Genomic DNA, 21,883 nt, shown 5'->3' with positions numbered 1-21,883 from the left:
AAGCAAAAATAAAAAGGTGATGTCCATTACATCAGGCCATACGTCCACCTGCAGTTGCCTTGGTACGACAACCTAAATTGTTTTTACCATCATCAGCATCAATTAAAGCTGCTTTTTGAAGGCCTTAATCGATACCATATGACTGGATAATGATGGAAATTTATGAGGCTGCTGACGATCCCAGATAACCTCATAATATTGACTCAGTAACGTTTCACTTCGTTGACTGTCGAGTATTTCATCGTTGACCGAAAGAAGACACAGTGCCCGTCCACGATTCTTGAGTCGAAATTCCTTCACGCATTTTTGCGCAATATCGACATATTCTTCGGGACGGTCAATTTTCCCGGGCATATTTTCTTCCGGCCAGAGATTGGGATTAACTAACACCGTTTTGATCCCCGCCAGAAAACCAATACGTTCAGCCCAAAAGCCCCCCAAACCTACCCCCACCAACAAGGGTTGTTTATCGTTGGTCAGTTTCAGCTGTTTGCAAACTTCATTGAGCAGGTGCTGCATATCATGTTTAGGGTATAGCGTGCTATAACTCAACAATCGCACATCATCGTCAATAAACTGCAATTGTCTGACTTTTTCATAATTGCCAGGACTGGTGGCATCAAAGCCATGCAGATATAAAATCATCGTCACGATTTCCTTAGCTGACGGTTTCTCTCTCCAAACTAACCAACCTGCGCACAAAAGATCTTGTGCCAAGTCAAATTAACTGGGAAGAAGCTCTGACGCAAGTGTCACCGCCTGCTGCCAACGAGTGTCATTCTCCAGTGCTTTCATCAATCTAGTACTATCAGGCTTTAATGACGCCAATAATCCCTCAGGCGACTTTGGCCACAAAAAATCATGCAGCAATGTTCTGGCCCCTTCGGGTTCATTACACACCAGTAAGATGTCGCATCCAGCGTCGATTGCCGCTTGTGCTCGCTGACGGTAATCACCTGCGAATGCGGCACCTTTCATTCCCAAATCATCTGAAAAAATAACGCCATTAAAGCCTAACTCGCCCCGTAATACCTGTTGCAGCCAAAAGGTTGAAAAGCCAGCGGGCTGACTATCTGCCTGCGGATAGATCACATGCGCCGGCATAATCCCTTGCAGCGTTCCCTCAGTAATCAGGGCCTTAAACGGCACCATATCATTTGCCTTTATATCAGCCAACGAACGGTCATCAACAGCCTGCGCATGATGAGTATCAGCGGCCACACTACCGTGCCCCGGGAAATGCTTGCCGACGGCCGCCATTCCGGCATCATGCATGCCTTCGATAAAGCGACGAGCTAATGTAACCACATTCGCCGGTTCGGCAGCAAAACTACGTTTACCGATAACTTCACTGATACCATCCAGATCCAATACAGGAGCAAAGCTTAAATCGATATCACAAGCGAGTAACTCTACCGCCATTAGGAAGCCCAACTCACGCGCCCAATTCATCGCTTGTTCGATACTTTCAGCAGCAGGCAAAATACTCCCCATCGCGGGTATCTGGCTAAAACCCTCTCGAAACCGTTGAACACGTCCCCCTTCGTGATCAACAGCGATGACCAACTCCGGCCTTATTTGCCGTATCGATTGCACCAACTCAATCAATTGTGAACGATTACTGTAATTGCGGCTAAACAAGATAACGCCACCAACTGCTGGGTGCTGCAATACTTCTGCTTCATCGTTCCGTAAAGCGATTCCTGCGATATCCAGCATTAAATAACTCATGCATTTTCCTTATAGAAATTGATACTACTGCCGATGATTCAGTCTCACCAAGATATTCGCGCACACTATATCTATACTGACTAATAGCGCAGCAAGCCACAATGTTAGTCTGACTAATGCGAGCATATATAGATTAAAATATCTAATGCATTACCTATCACAAAATGTGGGATACTTAATTCAATATCCGGTCAGCAAATTACCGCTAAGATTACCGGTAAATTTCACTGGGAGCGAGTTTTGCGCTACAGGAAGCACAACGATATCGAGCACTATCAGGGTTTATATTTCATGATCAGCGTATTTGACATGTTCAAAATCGGCATCGGCCCCTCCAGCTCCCATACTGTTGGGCCTATGAAAGCCGGCAAATTGTTCATTGAACGTCTGTTACAAGAAGAGCTGTTACCGCAAGTTGATGAACTACGCGCCGAGCTGTTCGGTTCATTAGGACAAACAGGGAAAGGTCATGGTACAGGAAAGGCGGTCATTCTGGGATTAATGGGCGAAGATCCAGAAACTGTCGATACCGACAAGGTCGAAGCGGTATTGCAACAAGTACACGACCGTGAGTCGTTAACGCTCGCAAGCGGCCAAATCGTTAAATTCACGCTGGAAAACGGTATCACCTATCATCGCCGTAAGACACTTCCAGCCCATGCCAATGCCATGACCTTATCTGCCTGGCGAAACGGTGAATGTATTACTCAACGGACTTATTATTCTGTTGGCGGTGGATTTATCTTGAATGAAGAGGAAATCCAGCAACAGAATGCCTCGCCTGCGACCCCGTTACCTCAAGTTCCTTATGATTTTAATACTGCTAGTCAACTAGTCAGTTTATGTGTTGATAATGGCCTGAGTATTTCATCGCTGATGTATGCCAATGAAATGACCATACTGCCTGAGCGTGAAGTCACCGCGAAACTTTGGCATATCTGGCAAACCATGAAGCAATGCGTCGATAAAGGTTGCCGTAAGGAAGGAATACTGCCGGGAGGTCTCAAACTACGACGTAGGGCGCCAGCCTTATACCGTCGTCTTAAAGCGGAAAGTAAAAATACTATCGATCCACTGAATGCCATGGACTGGGTCGACTTGTTTGCGATGGCTGTTAATGAGCAGAATGCCGCTGGTGAACGTGTTGTAACTGCCCCTACCAATGGGGCTGCCGGTATTATTCCGGCGGTCATGAGCTACTACGATACCTTTGTGGAGCCATTAGACGAAGATAACTGCGCCCGCTTTTTGCTGACAGCTGCGGCAATTGGCATCTTATATAAAAAGAATGCATCAATCTCTGGCGCTGAAGTGGGATGCCAAGGCGAAGTCGGTGTTGCTTGTTCCATGGCGGCAGCGGCGCTGACAGAGATCATGGGCGGGACTGTTGAACATGTCGAAAACGCTGCCGAAATCGGTATGGAGCATAATCTGGGCTTGACTTGTGATCCCGTGGGAGGCTTGGTGCAAGTTCCTTGTATAGAGCGCAATGCGATGGGCGCCGTAAAAGCGATCAACGCCTCTCGCTTGGCATTACGTGGCGATGGCAATCACAAGGTATCACTGGATAAAGTGATTAAAACCATGATGGATACCGGCAAAGATATGCGCAGTAAGTACAAAGAAACCGCGAAGGGAGGACTCGCGGTGAATATTGTCGAATGCTGATACCACAACATTATATACAAAAGCCCGGAATTTCCGGGCTTTTGTATAAGAGCCAAGAGTTAACGCACTGGTAAATCAACATCGGCGAACATCTCTTCAATGAGTTGTGCATCTTTTAGTGCTTCTGCTTTTTCAACCACATCGCGTGTCAAATGTGGCGCAAAATGCCTTATAAAGTCATACATATAACTTCTAAGAAAATTCCCTTTGCGGAAACCGATCTTAGTCGTACTGTGAGCAAACAAGTGACTGGCATCAATTGCGACCAGATCACTGTCAATAATCGGATCTACCGCCATTGAGGCGATAATGCCGACCCCTAATCCAAGTCTGACGTAGGTTTTCAGCACATCGGCACTCGTGGCACTAAACACCACTCTGGGCTCGATGCCGGCTCGTTTAAAGCCCTTCTCAATCTCTGACGCCTTATCGAAACCAAAGACATAAGTCACTAAAGGAAAACGAGCCAATTCTTCAATGGTGATATGACTACGTGATGCCAACGGGTGATCTTTTAACACGACCACTGAACGATTCCAGTGGTAGCAAGGTAACATAATCAGATCTGTATAAAGATGCATGGCTTCGGTTGCAATCGCAAAATCGGCGATACCGTGGGCGGCAGACTCACTGATCTGTGCGGGACTACCTTGATGCATATGTAAATTAACTTTGGGATATCGGGCGATGAATTGCTGAATGATTTTCGGCAGTGCATAGCGAGCCTGTGTATCTGTCGTCGCCAGCGTTAAATCGCCCTGATCTGGCTTGGTGTATTCTTCGGCAACTTTCTTAATACTTTCTACTTTGCCAAGAATATCATTGGCGATGCGGATCACCTGTTCACCAGCAGGAGTGACATGTGTTAAATGTTTGCCGCTGCGGCCAAAAATCTGGATACCAAGTTCATCTTCCAGCATCCGTACCTGTTTACTGATCCCCGGTTGCGATGTGTACAGATTTTCAGCGGTAGCAGAGACATTCAGGTTATGGTTAACGACTTCGGCAATATAGCGCAATTGCTGCAGCTTCATGTTGATAAATCCTTGAATTTCTGTACCGCGCAGTGACAGAATGATAAGCGGAGATCGCCAGACTATAATCAAACGTTATAGTACAACGGAATAACTAAATCAAATAGGAATATAATGAATTTCCTGCCGGAGATCTGCGATTTCACTCATCAAGCTAGTCTATGATAGCTAGGCTAGTTTGTTGATTTAATGTAGCATTACCAAAATTATAAAATTATCGGAACAACTATGGCATTTACCCTGGTACTGGTGCTGGTTGGTGCACTGCTGTTGTTAGTGATCGGGATTAATACCCTGCAACAACAAAAGCAGCGTGCAGAGGCGTTAAGACGAACTGAATTGGCTCGTCAGCGTGCCATTCTTGAGGAAACGGAAGAGGTGTTGGCCAATACCGGCATGTTTCCCTGTACCAGTCATACTAATCTGGTGTTATACAAGCGCATCAAAGAAGCGGCGCAGCAAGCTAAGATGCTCTGCAACACCTCACAGAAAGCAGATTATGAACGTCGGGTGCTAGATCTCAATGGCATGATTGAAAGCATGCAGAAGGTGCCATCGCAACAACCTTCTATTGAGAACTTTCGGTTGCCTGATAATGACCGGCAAATCTTAGTATTAGTGCAAACCCTAAAGAAGCTGAAAGCTATCATTCGCGATGAACACAACAAAGGCAAAATGGATCCCAATGTCTTTGCCAATGAAGAAAACCGGATCAATAGCCTGCAATTACGAATTAACGTGGAAAGTATGCTGTCGCGCGCGCGCAGTGCTTGCTATCTGAAACAATATGGCTCATCAAGACAGATGGTGACCAAAGCGCTGGGAACCTTAAATACCATCAAAGCACAAACCCCGACAGATCCCTTTATCACCAAAAAAGTGGAAGAAGCTAAGCTGTTGTTAGAAGAAATTAACAGTGCGTTAAATTTAGCGCAGCCCAGTGCGCCAAAAGCAAAAGACGAAGACGACATCGATTTACTGTTTCAACCCAAGAAAAAATGGTAAATACACAAACGCCCTGCAATGCAGGGCGTTTTACTCTTTCATGCAGAGAAGTTAATTAACCTTTCTTCTTAGTGTTGAGAACCTGCCACTTTCCATCCACATAATGTGCTGACCACCCAGTCGCTTTACCATTGACTTCACTAGCCACGTACTGCTCTTTGGTTTTACGACTAAATTTCACCAACGTAGGATGCCCATCGTCATCTTTTACCGGGGCATCAGCGAGATATAGGTATTTCGGCCACAATAATTCACGATATTTCACTAATTCAGCCACTAGCGGCGCACGGGTCTCACGTGATTTAGGGAAAGTACTGGCCGCCAGAAATAACCCAGCAGCACCATCGCGTAGCACAAAATACGCATCAGATTTGCTGCATTTCAGTTCCGGAAGATGGATAGGATCTTCTTTTGGCGGTGCGACTTCACCATTCTTCAGTAGCTTACGAGTATTTTTACACTCAGGGTTAACGCAGCCGAAATATTTACCGAAACGACCGTTTTTCAGCTCCATGTTGGAACCACAACGGTCACATTCAATCACCGGACCTTCATAACCTTTAATCTTAAAGTGACCGGTTTCGACCTCATAACCAGGACAACTTGGATTATTACCACAGACGTGCAGCTTACGCGTTTCATCCAAGAGATAACTGTCCATCGCTGTGCCACACAACCCACAACGGTGCTTAGCTCGTAACGCATCAGTTTCCGCATCTTCACCATCGGTAATAGCTTCTTCACCAGGTGTAAGGTTCAGCGTGGTTTTGCATCGTTCTTTAGGCGGCAACTCGTATCCTGAACACCCTAAAAATACGCCGGTAGATCCAGTACGGATGCCCATTGGCCGACCACAGGTAGGACATTTGATATCAGTCAGTATCATCTGATTAGGGCGCATACCGCCCTCTTCTGCCGGTAATTCCGCTTTCTCTAGGGTATGACTGAATTCTTTATAGAAGTTATCGAGTACCTTTTTCCATTCGAGCTGCCCTTGCGCCACATTATCCAATGTTTGTTCCATCTCGGCGGTAAAGTCGTAGCTCATCAGATCAGAGAAGTTTTCCAGCAGGCGCTTACTGACGATTTCACCCATTTTCTCAGCGTAAAAACGGCGATTCTCTACGCGCACGTAGCCACGGTCCTGAATGGTGGAGATAATTGTTGCGTAGGTTGAAGGCCGGCCGATACCACGTTTTTCGAGCTCTTTCACCAAAGAGGCTTCACTGTATCGCGCTGGAGGCTTAGTAAAGTGTTGCTTAGGATTCAGCGTTTGCAGAGACAACATGTCACCCTCCGCAACGTAAGGGAGTGTGACTTCTTCCTCGTTCTTCTTCTTCAATGCTGGCTGTACACGCGTCCAACCATCAAATTTCAGTGTGCGACCAGTCGCCCTTAGCTCAAAGTCACCAGCGGTAACGGTTAAACGCGTAGCATCATACTGAGCAGGTGTCATCTGGCAGGAAACAAACTGGCGCCAGATTAACTCATACAAGCGCTGAGCATCGCGTTCCATATCAGACAACGTCGCAGCGTGAACTTTCACGTCTGACGGACGAATCGCTTCATGGGCTTCCTGGGCACCTTCTTTATTACCATAATGATTGGGCGCGGCAGGTAAGTATTGCTCACCGAACTCTTTGGCAATCATGCTACGTACGCTGTCCAGCGCTTCCTGACTAAGGTTGGTGGAGTCTGTACGCATGTAAGTGATGTAACCGGCTTCATAGAGACGCTGTGCCAGCATCATGGTCTTTTTCACACCGAAGCCTAAACGGGTACTGGCAGCCTGCTGCAACGTTGAAGTAATAAATGGCGCACTTGCCTTACTTTGAGTCGCCTTAACTTCTCTGCCAGTAACTTTGTAAGTGGCATTTTCCAGCAGCTTAACCGCGGCCATAGCTTCGGCTTCATTGCGTGGTGAAAATTCCTGATTTGCCTTTTTTACAACTTCCAGCGTCAGCGGCTCTGCTGCAAGAGTAGTGACATCAGCATTCACATCCCAAAATTCTTCGGGCACGAAGGCTTTAATTTCTGCTTCACGTTCAACCACCAAACGCACAGCCACAGACTGCACCCGTCCAGCAGACAAACCTCGCGCCACCTTTTTCCACAGCAGCGGCGATACCATAAAGCCGACGACACGATCGAGGAAACGCCGCGCCTGCTGAGCATTAACCATGTTGTTATTCAGCTCACCAGGATGACTGAATGCATCTTGAATCGCGCTTTTGGTAATCTCGTTAAACACGACACGGCGATAACGACTGCTATCACCACCAATCACTTGCTGCAAATGCCAGGCGATAGCCTCCCCTTCACGGTCCAAGTCGGTTGCGAGATAGACTTTATCAGCGTCTTCCGCCAGCGATTTCAGCTCTTTAACGACCTTTTCCTTGCCCGGCAAGATCTGATAATTTGCTTTCCAGCCGTGTTCAGGGTCGACCCCCATACGGGAAACCAATGCGGAATGCTCTTTTGCCTGCTTATATGCGACCTTTTCTTCCGGCGTCATTTTTCGGACATCGGCAACGGACTTAGTCTTGCCATTCGGCTCGGCAGAAGAGGAAGTCGGCAGGTCCCGGATATGACCTACGCTCGACTTAACGATGTATTCTTTTCCAAGATATTTGTTAATAGTCTTGGCTTTAGCCGGCGATTCGACAATAACTAGCGATTTTCCCATAGTGTGATTAGCGCCAAAAGATCTCTGAAAGGTAAAAATTGCCCCCATATATAGAGGGTTGTCTATCGACTTGCAAGTCGAACGCTGTTTTTAATGCGACGGCAACTCACTTTTTAAGCAAAGGAAAAATTATTTTTATAAATAATTTTGCGTTATTAAAAACTAATATTTCATATTCAAGCTACTGGCAAGTAATAGTTATGCAATTGTGACAAAAAAGCCTTTATTCGTTACTTTTTCATAGGTTGTTAGCTGACGGGGCATCAGTATACTGGCATTAAATATTGACGATCACGCCCTGCATCACAGCAACAGGAAACGCCATGAAACAGTTCGAAGCGAATTTCGACGGGCTTGTCGGCCCGACTCATAACTATGCTGGATTATCATTTGGTAATGTCGCATCGCAGAGTCACGCGGCACAAGCCTCGAATCCCCGGGACGCAGCGAAACAAGGCTTAAAAAAAGCAAAGGCATTGGCGGATATGGGGCTGGTACAAGGTATCTTAGCACCGCAGGAGCGCCCAGATGTGCACACGCTGAGGCGATTAGGCTTTTCTGGTACCGATGCTGCTGTTTTGCAAAAAGCTGCTAAACAGGCCCCGGCATTACTCCAAGCATGTGCCAGTGCATCAAGTATGTGGACGGCCAATGCCGCAACCGTGTCTCCAAGTGCTGATACTTGTGACGGTAAAATTCATTTCACCCCGGCAAGTCTCGTGGACAAATTCCATCGCGCAATAGAACCCGCAACAACCGGCAAACTTCTTAAAGCGATTTTCGATGATAACCGTTACTTCGTACATCATCAGCCATTACCTTCACACCCGAGCTTAGGCGATGAAGGTGCCGCCAACCATACCCGTCTTTGTCAGGCTTATGATCAGGCTGGTGTTGAAATATTTGTCTATGGTCAGTCTGCAACCAATGCCCATTTACCTAAACCCCAGAAATATCCTGCTCGCCAAACATTGGAAGCGTCCGAGGCAATTGCCAGATTGCACCAGTTAGATAATGACAGTACCGTGTTTATTCAGCAGAATCCTGCGGTTATTGATCAAGGGGTATTTCACAACGATGTGATTGCTGTCGGCAACCAGAATATGCTGTTTTACCACGAACAGGCGTTCTGGGATGGCAAGAAGAAGTTGGCGGAACTGCGCGGCAAGTTGCAAGGGCCCTTACATCTGGTAGAAGTGCCCAATCATCAGGTAAGTGTCACCGACGCTGTAAAAACCTACCTTTTTAATACCCAAATCATCACACTCGCTAGTGGTGAAATGGCATTGATTGCACCGACAGACTGTGAAGAGAACCCTCGTGTAAAAGCCTATTTGGACCAGTTACTGACGATGGATACCCCTATCAAACAAATCCATTTCTTTGACGTAAAGCAAAGCATGCACAATGGTGGAGGGCCGGCATGTTTGCGGCTTCGGGTTGCCATGAATGACACAGAGATAGCCGCAATCAATCAGCATGTATTGTTAACTGATGAGTTGTTTGAAAAATTGAATCGCTGGGTAGATCGTCATTACCGTGATCGACTGGAAGTTACCGATTTGGCTGATCCACAACTATTAATCGAATCCAGAACGGCATTAGATGAGCTGACTCAGTTGATGAAACTGGGCAGTATTTATCTTTTTCAACAGTGATAGTTCTATTTGTAAAAAGAACTGCCCGATAATTACCGGGCAGTTCTATAACTAGACGTTATTAAGGAGCCTGTACAACAACTATTGGCAAATTAACAACTTCCGTTACGGTATCGCTTCCATTTCCCGATGGTCCAGGCGTTGTTACGGTTACCAGTAAATTTCCTGCTCCTGCAGCACCACCTTTCAAACTCACAGAAAAACTTCTTCCGCCGTTATAATTTGAGTTTGGCCATACATATTTACTAGAACTGGTTATGGTAGCCCCATTGGCAGAAATATCGACTTCAGTTCCTGCTGGCATCTGCTGATTATTAACATCGGAGATAGTGAAATACACCCTTGCAGAGCCACCTTCAGTAATATTTACTACACCATCAGCCACCAACCCATCATCGTCATCAATCAGAATATTGGACTCCTGAGTAGCATATGCCTCACTTCCCGACATTATCAATACCAACGACCGACGGACATTTACAGATTTAGAGGCGCTACACAGCACGGTAGATGCTGCACTATCGTCACACAATACCCCATTGTATTCACCATCAGCAAAATTGTACTCATTCAGACCAGTTGGATTATTGGCATCAACAAAATCGGTATAGGTTTCATGATCCCCCGAGGTGTCTGTAGAGCCACCTTTATCATATGCTGGAGTGTAAATACCATCTTCGTTGTGATCGACAAAGGCCTCTGGCAAATCATAACAATCACCACTGTTATCACGACCACAATCCGTTCCATCACCAACAAAACGACTGAACTCAGTATCAGTGTCCATGATGTTATTACTGTTTAAATCAGGAAATGACTCTTCCCCTATTGCCGTTGCAGTAATAGTCACTCGACCACCAAAAGGCTGACCATAATAGTTGCCTAGATACTTATCTCCTTTGAAATTGGTTAACTCAACCTCAGCAGATTGGGGATCAGCTATTTGATTCCCAGAAGCGTCGAGTAATGGTCCATTGTTATCAACGCCAACAGGACGCGGTAACTGGCTTGTCCATAGAACAGAACAAACCCCATCAGTCGTCTGACATGACCCCTCAATAGAACCACCTTCGGCAGTAAAGACTACAGCAGTACCATTGGGCACAGGGTTGTTGAACGCATCAGCTAAACGTGCAGTTACAGTGACCTGAACACCATCATAATTCCAACCTTCAACGTTATAAGTTGATGCGGATAAAGAGAAGCTATCCTGATCAGGCTTACCTGTAGTAACAACGAGTACATTTGACTGACTAGAAATCAATGGACTTGAGCCGTTAACACTCGCAGTAACTCGAACAGACGTTGCCACAGTTCCTGCATTAACTACCGTTTGGGCAATCCCTTGACTATTAGTCGTGGCTAGATAAGGGTCTAATGTTAGCCCTCCAACTGTTGTATTTAAGGAGAAATCAACATCCTTATTAGCGACTGGATTTCCATTAGTATCTAAAACCTTAAACCTTAATGTTGAAGACTCATCACCTCCGGTTCCTTTAATACTAATTTGTTCTGGAGAAGCGTCTATAAAAACAATACTTCCAGCATCAGCAGACAACACGGTAATGGTACCAGTGGCAGAAAGACTTTGACCGCCTACGTCAGCTGTGACAGTTATCGCATCAGGCCCGACACATCCTTGAGCAAGATAAGTGCTGCTTGCTTGCCCATTTATAGCTGTAATTGGTGAGCTAATTTCTGCCTCAGGTACTGATTTATTTGAACATGTAGATGCAAAATTAACGTCCACTGGCTCAGTAAAAGGATTACCGTTCCCATCTTTTAATTCGACGGAAATTGTAGCTGTCCCTCCCGCAGAAAGCGTTGATGCACTCACCAAAGCTTGGCCTGACACGAATGGAGTCCCACTTCCCATAACAACATTTGTGGCGCCTATTGCAAATATCTTTTGAACTGACTCGCCGGTTACCAACGATGCAGTTGCCGTCCCAGCACCAAGTTCACTTCCTGCATAGAGCCGGACACTTGCGACCCCTTCACTATTGGTTATCGCAGTAGAGATCGGCAGATCTCCCTTTGACACGGAAAAAGTGACAATTACAGTCTGTGAAATACCGGTAACTTTTGCGGTAAGTACACCTGGCGTTGTCGAGTTAATCGTATCAATTGGATTTCCAGCCTCATCTGTCAGCGCTAAAGTAACCTGTGCGCTTCCACCACTAGCACCTCCATCACCAGCCATAGTGAAGCCCACTGTAGCTGACTCCCCGGAGGCGATCGACGCTGTAACTGTACCCGCACCTGCGACATCTGAAGTTGCCAATGTCACCGTAGCTACACCGTTAGTATCAGTCAGTGCGGTACCGATAGCAGGGACAAACACACCAAGAGAGCTGTTACTTAACTTAAAGGTCACTAATTGCCCGGCAACCACTCCCGTAGCACTGTTGGTGACTGTCGCACTCAATGTGGCAGGTGTCGCTGCCGAGATATTGGCGTTTGAAATTGCCAAGGCAATGGTAGTGGTTTCACCACCACCAGCGCCATCACCGGCCATAGTGAAGCCTACTGTGGCGGTGGCCCCGGAAGCGACCGATGCGGTCACAATACCCGCACCGGCGACATCAGCAGTGGTCAAGGTCACTGTCGCAACGCCGTTAGCATTTGTCAACGCTGTACCGGTCGACGGAGTAAAGCTTCCTAACGCACTATCATTTAACTTAAAGGTCACTAATTGCCCGGCAACCACTCCCGTAGCACTGTTGGTGACTGTCGCACTCAATGTGGCAGGTGTCGCTGCCGAGATATTGGCATTTGAAATTGCCAAAGCAATGGTAGTGGTTTCACCACCACCAGCGCCATCACCGGCCATAGTGAAACCGACAGAAGCTGATGCTCCGGAGGCGACTGATGCGGTCACAATACCCGCGCCGGCAATATCAGCAGTGGCCAAGGTCACTGTCGCAACACCGTTAGCATCTGTCAGTGCTGTACCAGTCGCCGGAGTAAAGCTCCCAAGCGTACTATCACTCAGCTTAAAGGTCACTAATTGCCCGGCAACCACTCCCGTAGCACTGTTGGTGACTGTCACACTCAATGTGGCAGGTGTCGCTGCCGAGATATTGGCATTTGAAATTGCCAAAGCAATGGTAGTGGTTTCACCACCACCAGCACCATCACCGGCCATAGTGAAGCCTACTGTGGCGGTGGCACCAGAGGCAATCGACGCCGTAACTGTACCGGCACCAGCAACATCAGCAGAGGCCAAGGTCACTGTAGCAACACCGTTAGCATCAGTCAGTGCGGTACCAATAGCCGGAACAAATGTCCCAAGCGCACTATCATTTAGCGTAAATGTCACCAATTCACCAGCAATTGCTCCTGTCAGTGAATTTTTGACAGTAGCCGTTAATGTCGCTGGTGTGTCTGCGGCTATATTGCTGCTTGAGATGCTTAACGTAACTGAAGTTGTTCCGGTTGGCGGGGTAGTACTACCACCAGTGGAATCGGAAAGTGCACTGCCGCCCCCGCCACAGCCACTTACCATAAAACCTAAAAATAACGCCCAAAAAAACTTAACCGCTGACTTCATTGTCAGCCTCCTTGTCATATATTTGAACTTAAATATTTTTATATGCGTTACAGCTTAAAATAAACATTATATTCACACAATGATTTCATTTTTATCATTTCATGGACATGTATTTACTTTCAATATCTATGGTCCAATATTCCCTGAATTGCGCTTTCTTGATAGGCTTAGGGCGCCAAGAATAAAATCTATAAATTTACAGGAATAATTATGGCGTTTATGAAGAGGAAGATAGGGCTAACCGGCAAAATCTTAATTGCCATGGTGCTCGGTGTTGTCGTAGGTCTAATTCTGCGCAATGCGTTTCCTGACAGTCAGTTTGTCAAGGAATACATCACAGATGGTGTACTTAATGTTATTGGAACGATTTTTATTAACTGTCTGAAGATGCTGGTTGTACCCTTGGTCTTTATCTCACTGGTATGTGGTACCAGTTCGCTCAGCGAACCTTCAAAATTAGGTCGTCTGGGCGGTAAGACCCTAGCATTTTATCTGTTCACTACTGCGGTTGCTTTAGTTGTGGCGATCTTTATCGCCGTCATTATCCATCCAGGCAGCAATACGCTTTCCACGGCGAATTTGGCCTATGATGCCAAAGAAGCGCCAAGCTTAGCCCAGGTGATTATCAGCATCGTACCCACAAACCCTATAAAAGCGATGACTGACGGCAACATGTTACAGATCATTATCTTCGCAGTGATTTTTGGCTTTGCCGTGTCACATGTAGGAGACAAAGGCCGTCGGGTAGCGGCAGTATTTGAAGATCTCAATGAAGTTATCATGCGCGTTGTGACGCTGGTAATGTATCTGGCGCCTTTGGGCGTATTTGCTTTGATGGGTAAGTTGGCACTAACACTGGGGCTTGAAACCTTTGGCGATGTCGTTAAGTACTTTGGCGTCGTTATCGGTGTATTGCTGTTCCACGGATTTGTAGTGTATCCAATGCTACTGAAACTGTTCACAGGCCTAAATCCACTGATTTTTATCCGCAAGATGCGTGATGCCCAGCTGTTTGCCTTCAGTACAGCCAGTTCAAATGCCACCCTACCCGTCAATATGGAAACGGCAGAACACCGACTAGGCGTCGATAACCGCGTAGCATCTTTTACGCTGCCACTCGGTGCCACAGTCAATATGGATGGCACCGCCATCATGCAAGGGGTTGCGACTGTATTTATCGCGCAAGTCTATGGTATCCATCTTTCTATCCAAGACTATTTTTCAGTTGTCGTTACCGCAACGTTAGCATCGATCGGAACCGCTGGGGTGCCGGGTGTTGGTCTGGTAATGCTGGCAATGGTGTTAAAACAGGTTGGACTTCCAGTTGAAGGTATTGCACTAATTCTGGGGGTAGACCGTCTATTGGATATGGTGCGCACCGCAGTAAACATTACCGGTGACAGTGTCGCCACATTGATTGTTGCTAAGAGTGAAAAAGCTTTTGATTCAGAGATATATCATGATCCTGAAGCAGGAAAGCTGCGTAATTTCGTCCCCAAAACCGAAGCTGAGTAGTCAGCTAGGTTGAAAAAAGGCGCCTAAGGCGCCTTTTTTCATTATCACAAGTTACCGTTCCCAGTAAGCTTCTTCCAGACTATCTTCCCTTTCCGGTAATCCTCTGGATAAGCGAGGACTATTCTGCGCAAGGACTTCATAAGCCACACGATTAGCATATTTGCATATCTGCGAAAAAGAGGAGTAACACAGTCCGCCACGCTTATGTTTGATAGATCCAGGAACCCGCGCTTTGTGATAATAATTCGCTGCCAAATCATGCAACAGCGCGGCAAGTGCGCCATCTCCGGCACCATTAGTGTTGAGGATCTTATCCGGTCCGCCCATGTAAGGCGAAATATGAGCGAAAACCTTAATCGGATTATCGCAATCACGTTTACGTTTGGGACGGGAAAATTCATACCGGTTAAATTCGGGAATACTGCCTGGGAGCAACAAATGAGCTGTTTCGCGTTTTTCAGCTTCGTCTGCATAGCCCGCTGTATATAATCCAGTAGCACCAGCAGTAGTCAACACCATATCACACCACTCCAGTGCTTTTTCCGAAGCCAACAGCGGATCGTCAAAGCCGGTCAACGCAGCACCTTCGTCCTCGTTCATCGCCAGTACCGTTATATGTTCACGGATAAAATCTTGCCAGAACTGCGGATCTTCCTCTATCAAAAAGCGGGTGCCAAGCGTCAGGACTACTGGGACATCTGCAGCCTTAGCATATGCAATTGCCTGCATTGCTGCCTCGCCGATACCGTCTTCTTTATTTGCACGCATCAGATACGCTGTTAACACCAGTGCAGCTCCGCCCTGTATTAATGGCTTACTGATGTGTTCTGGCGTGAGCTTATCCATAGCCCCTTTACTGATGGCAAATGTCCTTTCGCCTTCAGCAGATATCAGTGTAAAGCAGCGCCCAATAGGGCCATTAACTGGCTGCAAATAATCTAAATCGACTTTTGACGAGGTGTGGCACAGATAACGATAGGCATAACTTCCGACTTCAATCTGTTTGCTCATCACGCCAAATAACACTGAGCGATCATCTGCCAACACAGAGTAGTTGTGTACTGTGTTACCGATAGTCCCGCCAGCAAATTCTCCAGTAATCAACTGTTGTTGCTGTAATTGCTGATACAAACGCTGCGCCGCAATATCATCAATTAACGTAGAGTTTCCTTTGGGCAAACCATAGTCCGCCAGCAACTGATCGTCTATCTGCGCTTCAATATCCACCAGCGTCTGATCGATCCCACAAATCCAGGTGTTAACCGGCAATGGTTGAGTCGTCAATTGGGCCAATAGTGGATCGCGATTTTTAACCGGGAAGTAGTGTTTGGATTTTCGTTGTCCTGGAAACTTCATGGTAACTCTCTGTTTTCAGCGAGAAGAACAAAATAAAACTGCCGCGTATTAGCGGCAGCTGAATTGCGTTGAATTTTACCACATCACTGGAGACTCTCCAGCGCTGTTATCGCCAATTTTCTGTGTGAGAAACCACTAAATCCGCTAGGAATGCCATATGTTGCTCACTGTCGTTAAGACAGGAGACAAAACGATATTGTTCACCACCGGCATGCAGAAAGGTCTCTTTGCCACCTTGCGCTATTTCTTCCAGCGTCTCCAAACAATCAGCCGCAAATGCCGGGCTGATAATATCCACGGATTTAACGCCATTAGCCGGTAAGCTAGCAAGCAATTCGTCCGTATAGGGTGTCAGCCAAGGCTCCTTACCAAATCGAGACTGGAAACATACTTGCCACTCGACTGCTGACAGTGCCAAGTGCTTGGCCACCAGCGCGGCAGTCTGCAGACACTGACTTTTATAGGGATCGCCTTCATTAATGTATCGCTCTGGTACCCCGTGAAATGAAAACAGCAGTTTGTCAGCCTTACCATACTGTTGCCAGTGATTGCGGATACTATCTACCAATGCGGCAATGTATCCATTGCGATCGTGATAATCTTTTACGAAGCGCAGTTCTGGAATATTTCGACGAGGTTTCAATGCGGCTGCCACTCCGTCAAAAACGCTGGCAACGGTAGAGCAAGAATATTGAGGGTATAACGGCAGCACCAATACTTTATCGACGCCGGCACGTTGTAGCTCGTCCAGACCATCAGCAAGCGCAGGACTGCCGTAACTCATGCCCAAAGCAACCGGAACAGACACCCCGAGTCGGGAAGCCAACTGGTTGGTTAATGCTAGCTGTTGACGTTTACTGATCACCATCAAAGGAGATCCCTCTTGCCACCAGATAGACTGATAGAGTTTAGCTACTTTTGCCGGGCGAATATTCAAAATAATGCCCTGCAGAATAGGTTGCCATTTCCAGGCGGGCAGATCGACAACTCGCGGATCGCTCAGAAACTGTTTTAGAAAGGCGCGGACGGCTTCTTTGGTAGGTGCGGTAGGCGTCCCTAAGTTAACCAGCAAAACTCCAAAAGGCGGATGACTGTGTGACACGGCAGATTTCCGATTGAAATAACATGGCGTCAAGGTAACACCGCTGAAAACATAAAAAAAGTCCGCAATGGCGGACTTTTTCCAATTATGAGAATCGGGTTTACCGATAGCTTATGCGAGAGCCTTTTCAAGTGCAGCACTGACGGCGGCTACGCTCTGAGTTCCGTCGAATTTACTGTACTTGGTTTCGCCTTTCGCGGCCATAGCACTGTAATAACTCACTAATGGTTCAGTCTGCTCATGATAGATTGCTAAACGTTTGCGTACGGTGGCTTCTTCATCATCCGGACGGATCATCAGCTCTTCGCCAGTCACATCGTCTTTGCCGGCTTCCTTAGGTGGATTGAAGACTACATGGTAAACACGACCAGAACCTGGATGTACGCGACGGCCGCTCATACGTTTTACAATCTCTTCATCTGGCACATCAATTTCAATCACATGATCGATTTTGATACCGTTACTTACCATCGCATCTGCCTGAGGAATGGTACGAGGGAAACCATCCAGCAAAAAGCCTTTAGCACAGTCATCCTGAGCAATACGTTCTTTCACCAGTTCAATGATCAGATCGTCAGATACCAGTTGTCCAGCATCCATCACCTTCTTGGCTTCCAGTCCCAACGGGGTACCAGCTTTAACAGCAGCACGCAACATGTCGCCGGTAGAGATCTGTGGAATACCATATTTTTCCATGATGAACTGAGCCTGGGTACCTTTACCGGCACCAGGGGCGCCCAATAGGATAATGCGCATATTAAGATTCCTCTGTTCGCATCTGTAATTCTTGTCAGGGCGGGAATCTTCGCATAAATGCACACGGTTGAGAAGGTTTTTGGTTTCGACCTTCGCCGTAGGAATGTAAGAAAAAGTTGGCAAATTCAATCAATAATTTATTGAGTTATTGGAGGAATTTGCCGTAATTATCGATTAGTACAATAAGCTGTATAACTTGCGTCGATATTGACTGGCGAGGGCATTACCCTGCCCCAAGGCTGATAATAAGGTGAGCAGTTGTTGTTTAACGGCACCGTTCCCCAACGTTAAATCGCGCGACAAAGGTGTAAATAGCAATTCCAATGCTTCTTCATCGCGGTGGGCCTGATGCAGTGCTGTTGCGAGCTTTTGCAATGTCTCAACATCCTCTGGCTGCGCATCTAACTGTTGTTGTAACGCACGAATTTCAGGTGTATCAGCCGCCTTTTCTGCAAGATCGAGCTGTGAAACTAAAGAGTTATAATAACCATCCTGATCCGCCAATTTAATGGTCGCCAACAGGGTTTTAGCAGTCGCCAAATCACCAGTCAGCAGGCATGCTTCAGCATAAGGCAAAGCCACAAGAGCCGAGTCCTCTTCTGCATAAGCGTCTTTCAGTAATGCCAAGGCTGCATTCGCATCCCCCTTTTGCAACTGAGCCTTAGCCTCATTCAATTTCAATTCCCAGGCTGCAGGCAGATGTTTTTGCAAAATAGCGAGGATCTGTTCCCGACTCTGCACGCCAGCAAAGCCATCTACGGGTTGTCCTTGGCTTAGCAGCAAAGTGGTTGGCAAGCTACGAATTTGGAAATAAGAAGCTAACTCCAACTGCGTTTCACAGTTAACAGAGGCCAACTGCAGTTGCCCCGGGAAAGTCGCACAGAGCTGCTCCATGGTCTGCAGCAACGCTTTACTTTCCGGCATCTGCTCGGCCCAGAAGACCAGCGCCACCAGTTGCTGCTTGGAAAGCTCCACCACTTGTTGAATATTGTCGCGAGTAAGTTCCATAGTGGTTTCCATCGTTATTCCCGGGAACAGGTCCGCAGGTAATGATTCATTAAATAATTACGTTTTACACGTCAGGATTAATAAGAAGGGGCCGCAAATGGCCCCTTTCTATCGGCCTACTTCAGGCCATCTAGCAACATTTTGTTGACCAATCCAACAAAGGAGGACGGATCTGACAAGCTACCTTTTTCTGACAGCAGCGACTGTTGCAATAATAAATTACTCCAGTCTGCAAAACGACTTTCGTCCTGCTCATCATCCAGGCGTTTTACCAATGGATGTGCCGGATTAATCTCAAAGATCGGCTTCACTTCTGGAACCGGTTGACCTGCGGCCTGCATCAACTTAATCATTTGAGTCGACATTTCACCTTCGCCGACAACGACGCAGGCGGGAGTATCCGTCAGACGAGTGGTGATCCGCACGTCACTGACCTTATCCCCCAACGCATCCTTGATCCGCTTCACCAGTCCTTCTGATTCGGTGACCAGTTTTTCCTTTTCGGCTTTCTCTTCGGCATCTTCCAAATCGCCTAAGTCCAGATCGCCGCGAGTCACAGAATGCAATTGCTTATCTTTGTATTCGTTGAGATGGCTAATTAACCATTCATCAATACGATCAGATAATAGCAATACTTCCACATCTTTCTTACGTAACTGTTCCAGATGCGGGCTGTGAGCAGCTGCTTCATAGCTGTCAGCAACTATGTAGTAGATGTTCTTTTGCCCTTCTTTCATGCGTTCGATGTAGGCATCCAGTGATACATTCTGAGTCGCATTGTCATTGTGAGTTGAAGCAAAGCGCAACAGACCGGCAATACGTTCTTTATTGCTCCAGTCCTCTGCCGGACCTTCTTTTAATACCTGACCAAACTCGGTCCAGAATTGCTGGTATTTTTCGGCATCATCCTGTGCCAATTTTTCCAGCATGCTCAGTACACGTTTGGTTAAGGCACTACGCAGCGCCTGAGTCACTTTATTATCCTGCAATATTTCGCGAGAAACGTTCAGTGGCAAATCATTGGAATCAATCAAGCCCTTCACAAAACGCAGGTAAGATGGCATGAACTGCTCTGCATCATCCATGATGAATACGCGCTGTACGAACAACTTCAGACCATGTTTGTAATCGCGATTCCACAGATCCCAAGGCGCTTTGGATGGGATATACAGCAGACTGGTGTATTCCTGTTTACCTTCTACCCGGTTGTGACTCCACAGCAGCGGATCGCTAAAATCATGAGAAATATGCTTGTAGAACTCTTGATACTCTTCATCAGAGATATCCGCCTTGTTACGGTTCCACAATGCGGTCGCTTTGTTCATTACCTGCCAGTGACCTTCAGTCGCTGGAATTTTTTCACCATCAGGCCCCTCTTTTTCTGGGGTACCTTCCTGCCACATTTCTACCGGAATGGAGATATGGTCTGAATACTTAGTAATGATCGATTTCAGGCGCCAATCATCGGCAAATTCTTTCTCGTCTTCACGCAGATAGAGGGTAATTTCAGTGCCACGGTTTTCTTTAACGATGTTGTCAACGGTAAAGCTACCTTCGCCATTAGATTCCCACAGCACAGCCTCTTCCGGCTTAGCACCTGCGGCACGGGTGCGTACAGTCACTTTATCTGCCACGATAAAGGCAGAATAAAAGCCAACACCAAACTGGCCGATGAGCTGTGAATCTTTGGCCGCATCACCAGACAGATTTTTGAAAAATTCCGCAGTGCCTGATTTGGCAATGGTACCGAGGTGTTCAATCACACCCTCACGGGTCATACCAATACCGTTATCATCAATAGTCACTGTGCCTTTGTCTTTATCGGTGGTGATGCGTACTCGCAATTCGCCATCGCCTTCGTACAGTGAATCATTTGTCAGAGCCAGATAACGCAGCTTATCAGCGGCATCGGCGGCATTTGACACCAGTTCACGCAAGAAAATCTCTTTGTTGGAGTACAAAGAGTGGATCATCAAATGCAAAAGCTGCTTCACTTCAGCTTGAAAACCAAGAGTTTCTTGTTGTGACATGAATAGTTCCTTCGTTTATCGCTAACTAATGGTTAAAACACACCAAATTGGACTGTTAGTTAAAGTGGGGGCCATGAATATTTTTTCAAGGGCTCAGTAATAAAAAGCGAGCACTGAAAAAAATATAGCCCCGCGGGTGCAGGGCTACATTGGCAAACTTGGATAAACAAAATTACAGCGGCAGACGACCGTTAAATGACAACGCCAATGTCGTGCTATCAACATATTCTAATTCACCACCCACCGGCACACCGTGAGCGATACGACTGACTTTGACCTGGTAGCGGTGAGCGATGTCGGCGATGAAATGTGCGGTAGCATCTCCTTCAACGGTGGGATTGGTTGCTAGGATCAGTTCATTGATTTGGCCGCTGGAGAGGTGTTGTTCCAGTAACGCCAGGCCTAATTCATCAGGGCCAATACCGTCTAATGGTGACAGGTGTCCCAGCAGAACAAAGTAACGACCACTGTAATGGCCACCGGCTTCAATTGCCAAAACGTCGGCAGGCGTTTCTACCACACAAATAGTGTCAGCATGCCCACGTCTGGCACTACCACAAATCGGACACAATGACTCTTCAGTGAAGGTGCGACATGACTGGCAATGGCCAACCTCTTTCATCGCTTTATCCAGCGCATCTGCCAATTGCAGACCGGATTTACGATCCCGATCCAACAACTGAAATGCCATCCGCTGTGCCGACTTGGGGCCAACGCCCGGTAGGCAGCGCAATGACTGGATAAGCTCATCCACCAATGGACTGAATTTCATCGTCTAATC

At 46.9% G+C, this 21,883-nt stretch carries 15 protein-coding genes; 4 read left to right on the top strand and 11 right to left on the bottom strand.

Annotation, left to right across the window (positions count from 1 at the left end; genetic code table 11):
• Positions 1-102: 102 nt before the first annotated feature.
• Positions 103-645: an alpha/beta hydrolase YcfP gene (ycfP, locus tag PY479_RS08285; RefSeq protein ID WP_212596052.1), complete on the bottom strand. Its 543-nt coding sequence runs from the start codon at positions 643-645 to the stop codon at positions 103-105.
• Positions 646-723: 78 nt separating this feature from the next.
• Positions 724-1,731 (bottom strand): beta-N-acetylhexosaminidase, encoded by a 1,008-nt coding sequence (nagZ, locus tag PY479_RS08280; RefSeq protein ID WP_275483468.1) that lies wholly within the window; start codon positions 1,729-1,731, stop codon positions 724-726.
• Positions 1,732-2,022: 291 nt separating this feature from the next.
• On the opposite strand from nagZ, the gene PY479_RS08275 reads away from it, so the two are divergent.
• Positions 2,023-3,399, top strand: a complete 1,377-nt coding sequence (locus PY479_RS08275) for an L-serine ammonia-lyase (RefSeq protein ID WP_275483467.1) — start codon at positions 2,023-2,025, stop codon at positions 3,397-3,399.
• 59 nt (positions 3,400-3,458) lie between these two features.
• Here the strand turns inward: PY479_RS08275 and cysB are convergent, their stop codons facing one another.
• Complete coding sequence (gene cysB, locus PY479_RS08270) at positions 3,459-4,433, bottom strand: HTH-type transcriptional regulator CysB (RefSeq protein ID WP_212596049.1); 975 nt, start codon at positions 4,431-4,433, stop codon at positions 3,459-3,461.
• 228 nt (positions 4,434-4,661) lie between these two features.
• Between cysB and PY479_RS08265 the strand changes: the two genes are divergently transcribed.
• Entirely contained in the window at positions 4,662-5,438 is a 777-nt protein-coding gene (locus PY479_RS08265; protein ID WP_275483466.1) for a hypothetical protein, read from the top strand.
• A 55-nt stretch (positions 5,439-5,493) separates the two neighbouring features.
• Here the strand turns inward: PY479_RS08265 and topA are convergent, their stop codons facing one another.
• On the bottom strand, positions 5,494-8,124 hold the full coding sequence (topA, locus tag PY479_RS08260) for a type I DNA topoisomerase (protein ID WP_275483465.1): 2,631 nt from the start codon (positions 8,122-8,124) through the stop codon (positions 5,494-5,496).
• Positions 8,125-8,447: 323 nt separating this feature from the next.
• On the opposite strand from topA, the gene astB reads away from it, so the two are divergent.
• A complete protein-coding gene (gene astB / locus PY479_RS08255; RefSeq protein ID WP_275483464.1) occupies positions 8,448-9,782 on the top strand; it encodes an N-succinylarginine dihydrolase in 1,335 nt (444 codons plus the stop codon).
• Between the two features lie 61 nt (positions 9,783-9,843).
• On the opposite strand, the gene PY479_RS08250 is transcribed toward astB, so the two are convergent.
• Positions 9,844-13,335: an invasin domain 3-containing protein gene (locus PY479_RS08250; RefSeq protein WP_275483463.1), complete on the bottom strand. Its 3,492-nt coding sequence runs from the start codon at positions 13,333-13,335 to the stop codon at positions 9,844-9,846.
• 210 nt (positions 13,336-13,545) lie between these two features.
• Here PY479_RS08250 and PY479_RS08245 point away from each other — a divergent pair, with 210 nt between their 5' ends.
• A complete protein-coding gene (locus tag PY479_RS08245; protein WP_212596045.1) occupies positions 13,546-14,850 on the top strand; it encodes a dicarboxylate/amino acid:cation symporter in 1,305 nt (434 codons plus the stop codon).
• Positions 14,851-14,901: 51 nt separating this feature from the next.
• Here the strand turns inward: PY479_RS08245 and PY479_RS08240 are convergent, their stop codons facing one another.
• The 6 genes from PY479_RS08240 to recR all read right to left on the bottom strand — a co-directional run bounded on the left by PY479_RS08240 (position 14,902) and on the right by recR (position 21,874).
• Positions 14,902-16,206 carry an inosine/guanosine kinase gene (locus tag PY479_RS08240; RefSeq protein WP_212596044.1) on the bottom strand — a complete coding sequence of 435 codons (1,305 nt, stop codon included), beginning with the start codon at positions 16,204-16,206 and terminating at the stop codon, positions 14,902-14,904.
• A gap of 106 nt (positions 16,207-16,312) precedes the next feature.
• Positions 16,313-17,308: a ferrochelatase gene (gene hemH, locus PY479_RS08235; protein WP_275483462.1), complete on the bottom strand. Its 996-nt coding sequence runs from the start codon at positions 17,306-17,308 to the stop codon at positions 16,313-16,315.
• Positions 17,309-17,419: 111 nt separating this feature from the next.
• Complete coding sequence (gene adk, locus PY479_RS08230; RefSeq protein ID WP_275483461.1) at positions 17,420-18,064, bottom strand: adenylate kinase; 645 nt, start codon at positions 18,062-18,064, stop codon at positions 17,420-17,422.
• A 174-nt stretch (positions 18,065-18,238) separates the two neighbouring features.
• The gene (locus PY479_RS08225; RefSeq protein WP_275483460.1) at positions 18,239-19,084 is read right to left on the bottom strand and encodes a tetratricopeptide repeat protein; all 846 of its coding nucleotides are present in this window, start codon (positions 19,082-19,084) and stop codon (positions 18,239-18,241) included.
• 104 nt (positions 19,085-19,188) lie between these two features.
• Complete coding sequence (htpG, locus tag PY479_RS08220) at positions 19,189-21,102, bottom strand: molecular chaperone HtpG (protein WP_212596040.1); 1,914 nt, start codon at positions 21,100-21,102, stop codon at positions 19,189-19,191.
• A 172-nt stretch (positions 21,103-21,274) separates the two neighbouring features.
• Positions 21,275-21,874: a recombination mediator RecR gene (recR, locus tag PY479_RS08215; RefSeq protein WP_275483459.1), complete on the bottom strand. Its 600-nt coding sequence runs from the start codon at positions 21,872-21,874 to the stop codon at positions 21,275-21,277.
• Between the last annotated feature and the right edge of the window lie 9 nt (positions 21,875-21,883).

The organism is Shewanella sp. A32 (assembly GCF_029167175.1).
Classification (GTDB): domain Bacteria; phylum Pseudomonadota; class Gammaproteobacteria; order Enterobacterales; family Shewanellaceae; genus Shewanella; species Shewanella yunxiaonensis.
This window is presented reverse-complemented; position numbering and strand designations above follow the sequence as displayed.

Excerpts from the sequence above, each read along its gene's own strand:
- ycfP (WP_212596052.1), bottom strand. The coding sequence starts at position 645 with ATGATTTTATATCTGCATGGCTTTGATGCCACCAGTCCTGGCAATTAT.
- nagZ (WP_275483468.1), bottom strand. The coding sequence starts at position 1,731 with ATGAGTTATTTAATGCTGGATATCGCAGGAATCGCTTTACGGAACGAT.
- PY479_RS08275 (WP_275483467.1), top strand. The coding sequence starts at position 2,023 with ATGATCAGCGTATTTGACATGTTCAAAATCGGCATCGGCCCCTCCAGC.
- cysB (WP_212596049.1), bottom strand. The coding sequence starts at position 4,433 with ATGAAGCTGCAGCAATTGCGCTATATTGCCGAAGTCGTTAACCATAAC.
- PY479_RS08265 (WP_275483466.1), top strand. The coding sequence starts at position 4,662 with ATGGCATTTACCCTGGTACTGGTGCTGGTTGGTGCACTGCTGTTGTTA.
- topA (WP_275483465.1), bottom strand. The coding sequence starts at position 8,124 with ATGGGAAAATCGCTAGTTATTGTCGAATCGCCGGCTAAAGCCAAGACT.
- astB (WP_275483464.1), top strand. The coding sequence starts at position 8,448 with ATGAAACAGTTCGAAGCGAATTTCGACGGGCTTGTCGGCCCGACTCAT.
- PY479_RS08250 (WP_275483463.1), bottom strand. The coding sequence starts at position 13,335 with ATGAAGTCAGCGGTTAAGTTTTTTTGGGCGTTATTTTTAGGTTTTATG.
- PY479_RS08245 (WP_212596045.1), top strand. The coding sequence starts at position 13,546 with ATGGCGTTTATGAAGAGGAAGATAGGGCTAACCGGCAAAATCTTAATT.
- PY479_RS08240 (WP_212596044.1), bottom strand. The coding sequence starts at position 16,206 with ATGAAGTTTCCAGGACAACGAAAATCCAAACACTACTTCCCGGTTAAA.
- adk (WP_275483461.1), bottom strand. The coding sequence starts at position 18,064 with ATGCGCATTATCCTATTGGGCGCCCCTGGTGCCGGTAAAGGTACCCAG.
- PY479_RS08225 (WP_275483460.1), bottom strand. The coding sequence starts at position 19,084 with ATGGAAACCACTATGGAACTTACTCGCGACAATATTCAACAAGTGGTG.
- htpG (WP_212596040.1), bottom strand. The coding sequence starts at position 21,102 with ATGTCACAACAAGAAACTCTTGGTTTTCAAGCTGAAGTGAAGCAGCTT.
- recR (WP_275483459.1), bottom strand. The coding sequence starts at position 21,874 with ATGAAATTCAGTCCATTGGTGGATGAGCTTATCCAGTCATTGCGCTGC.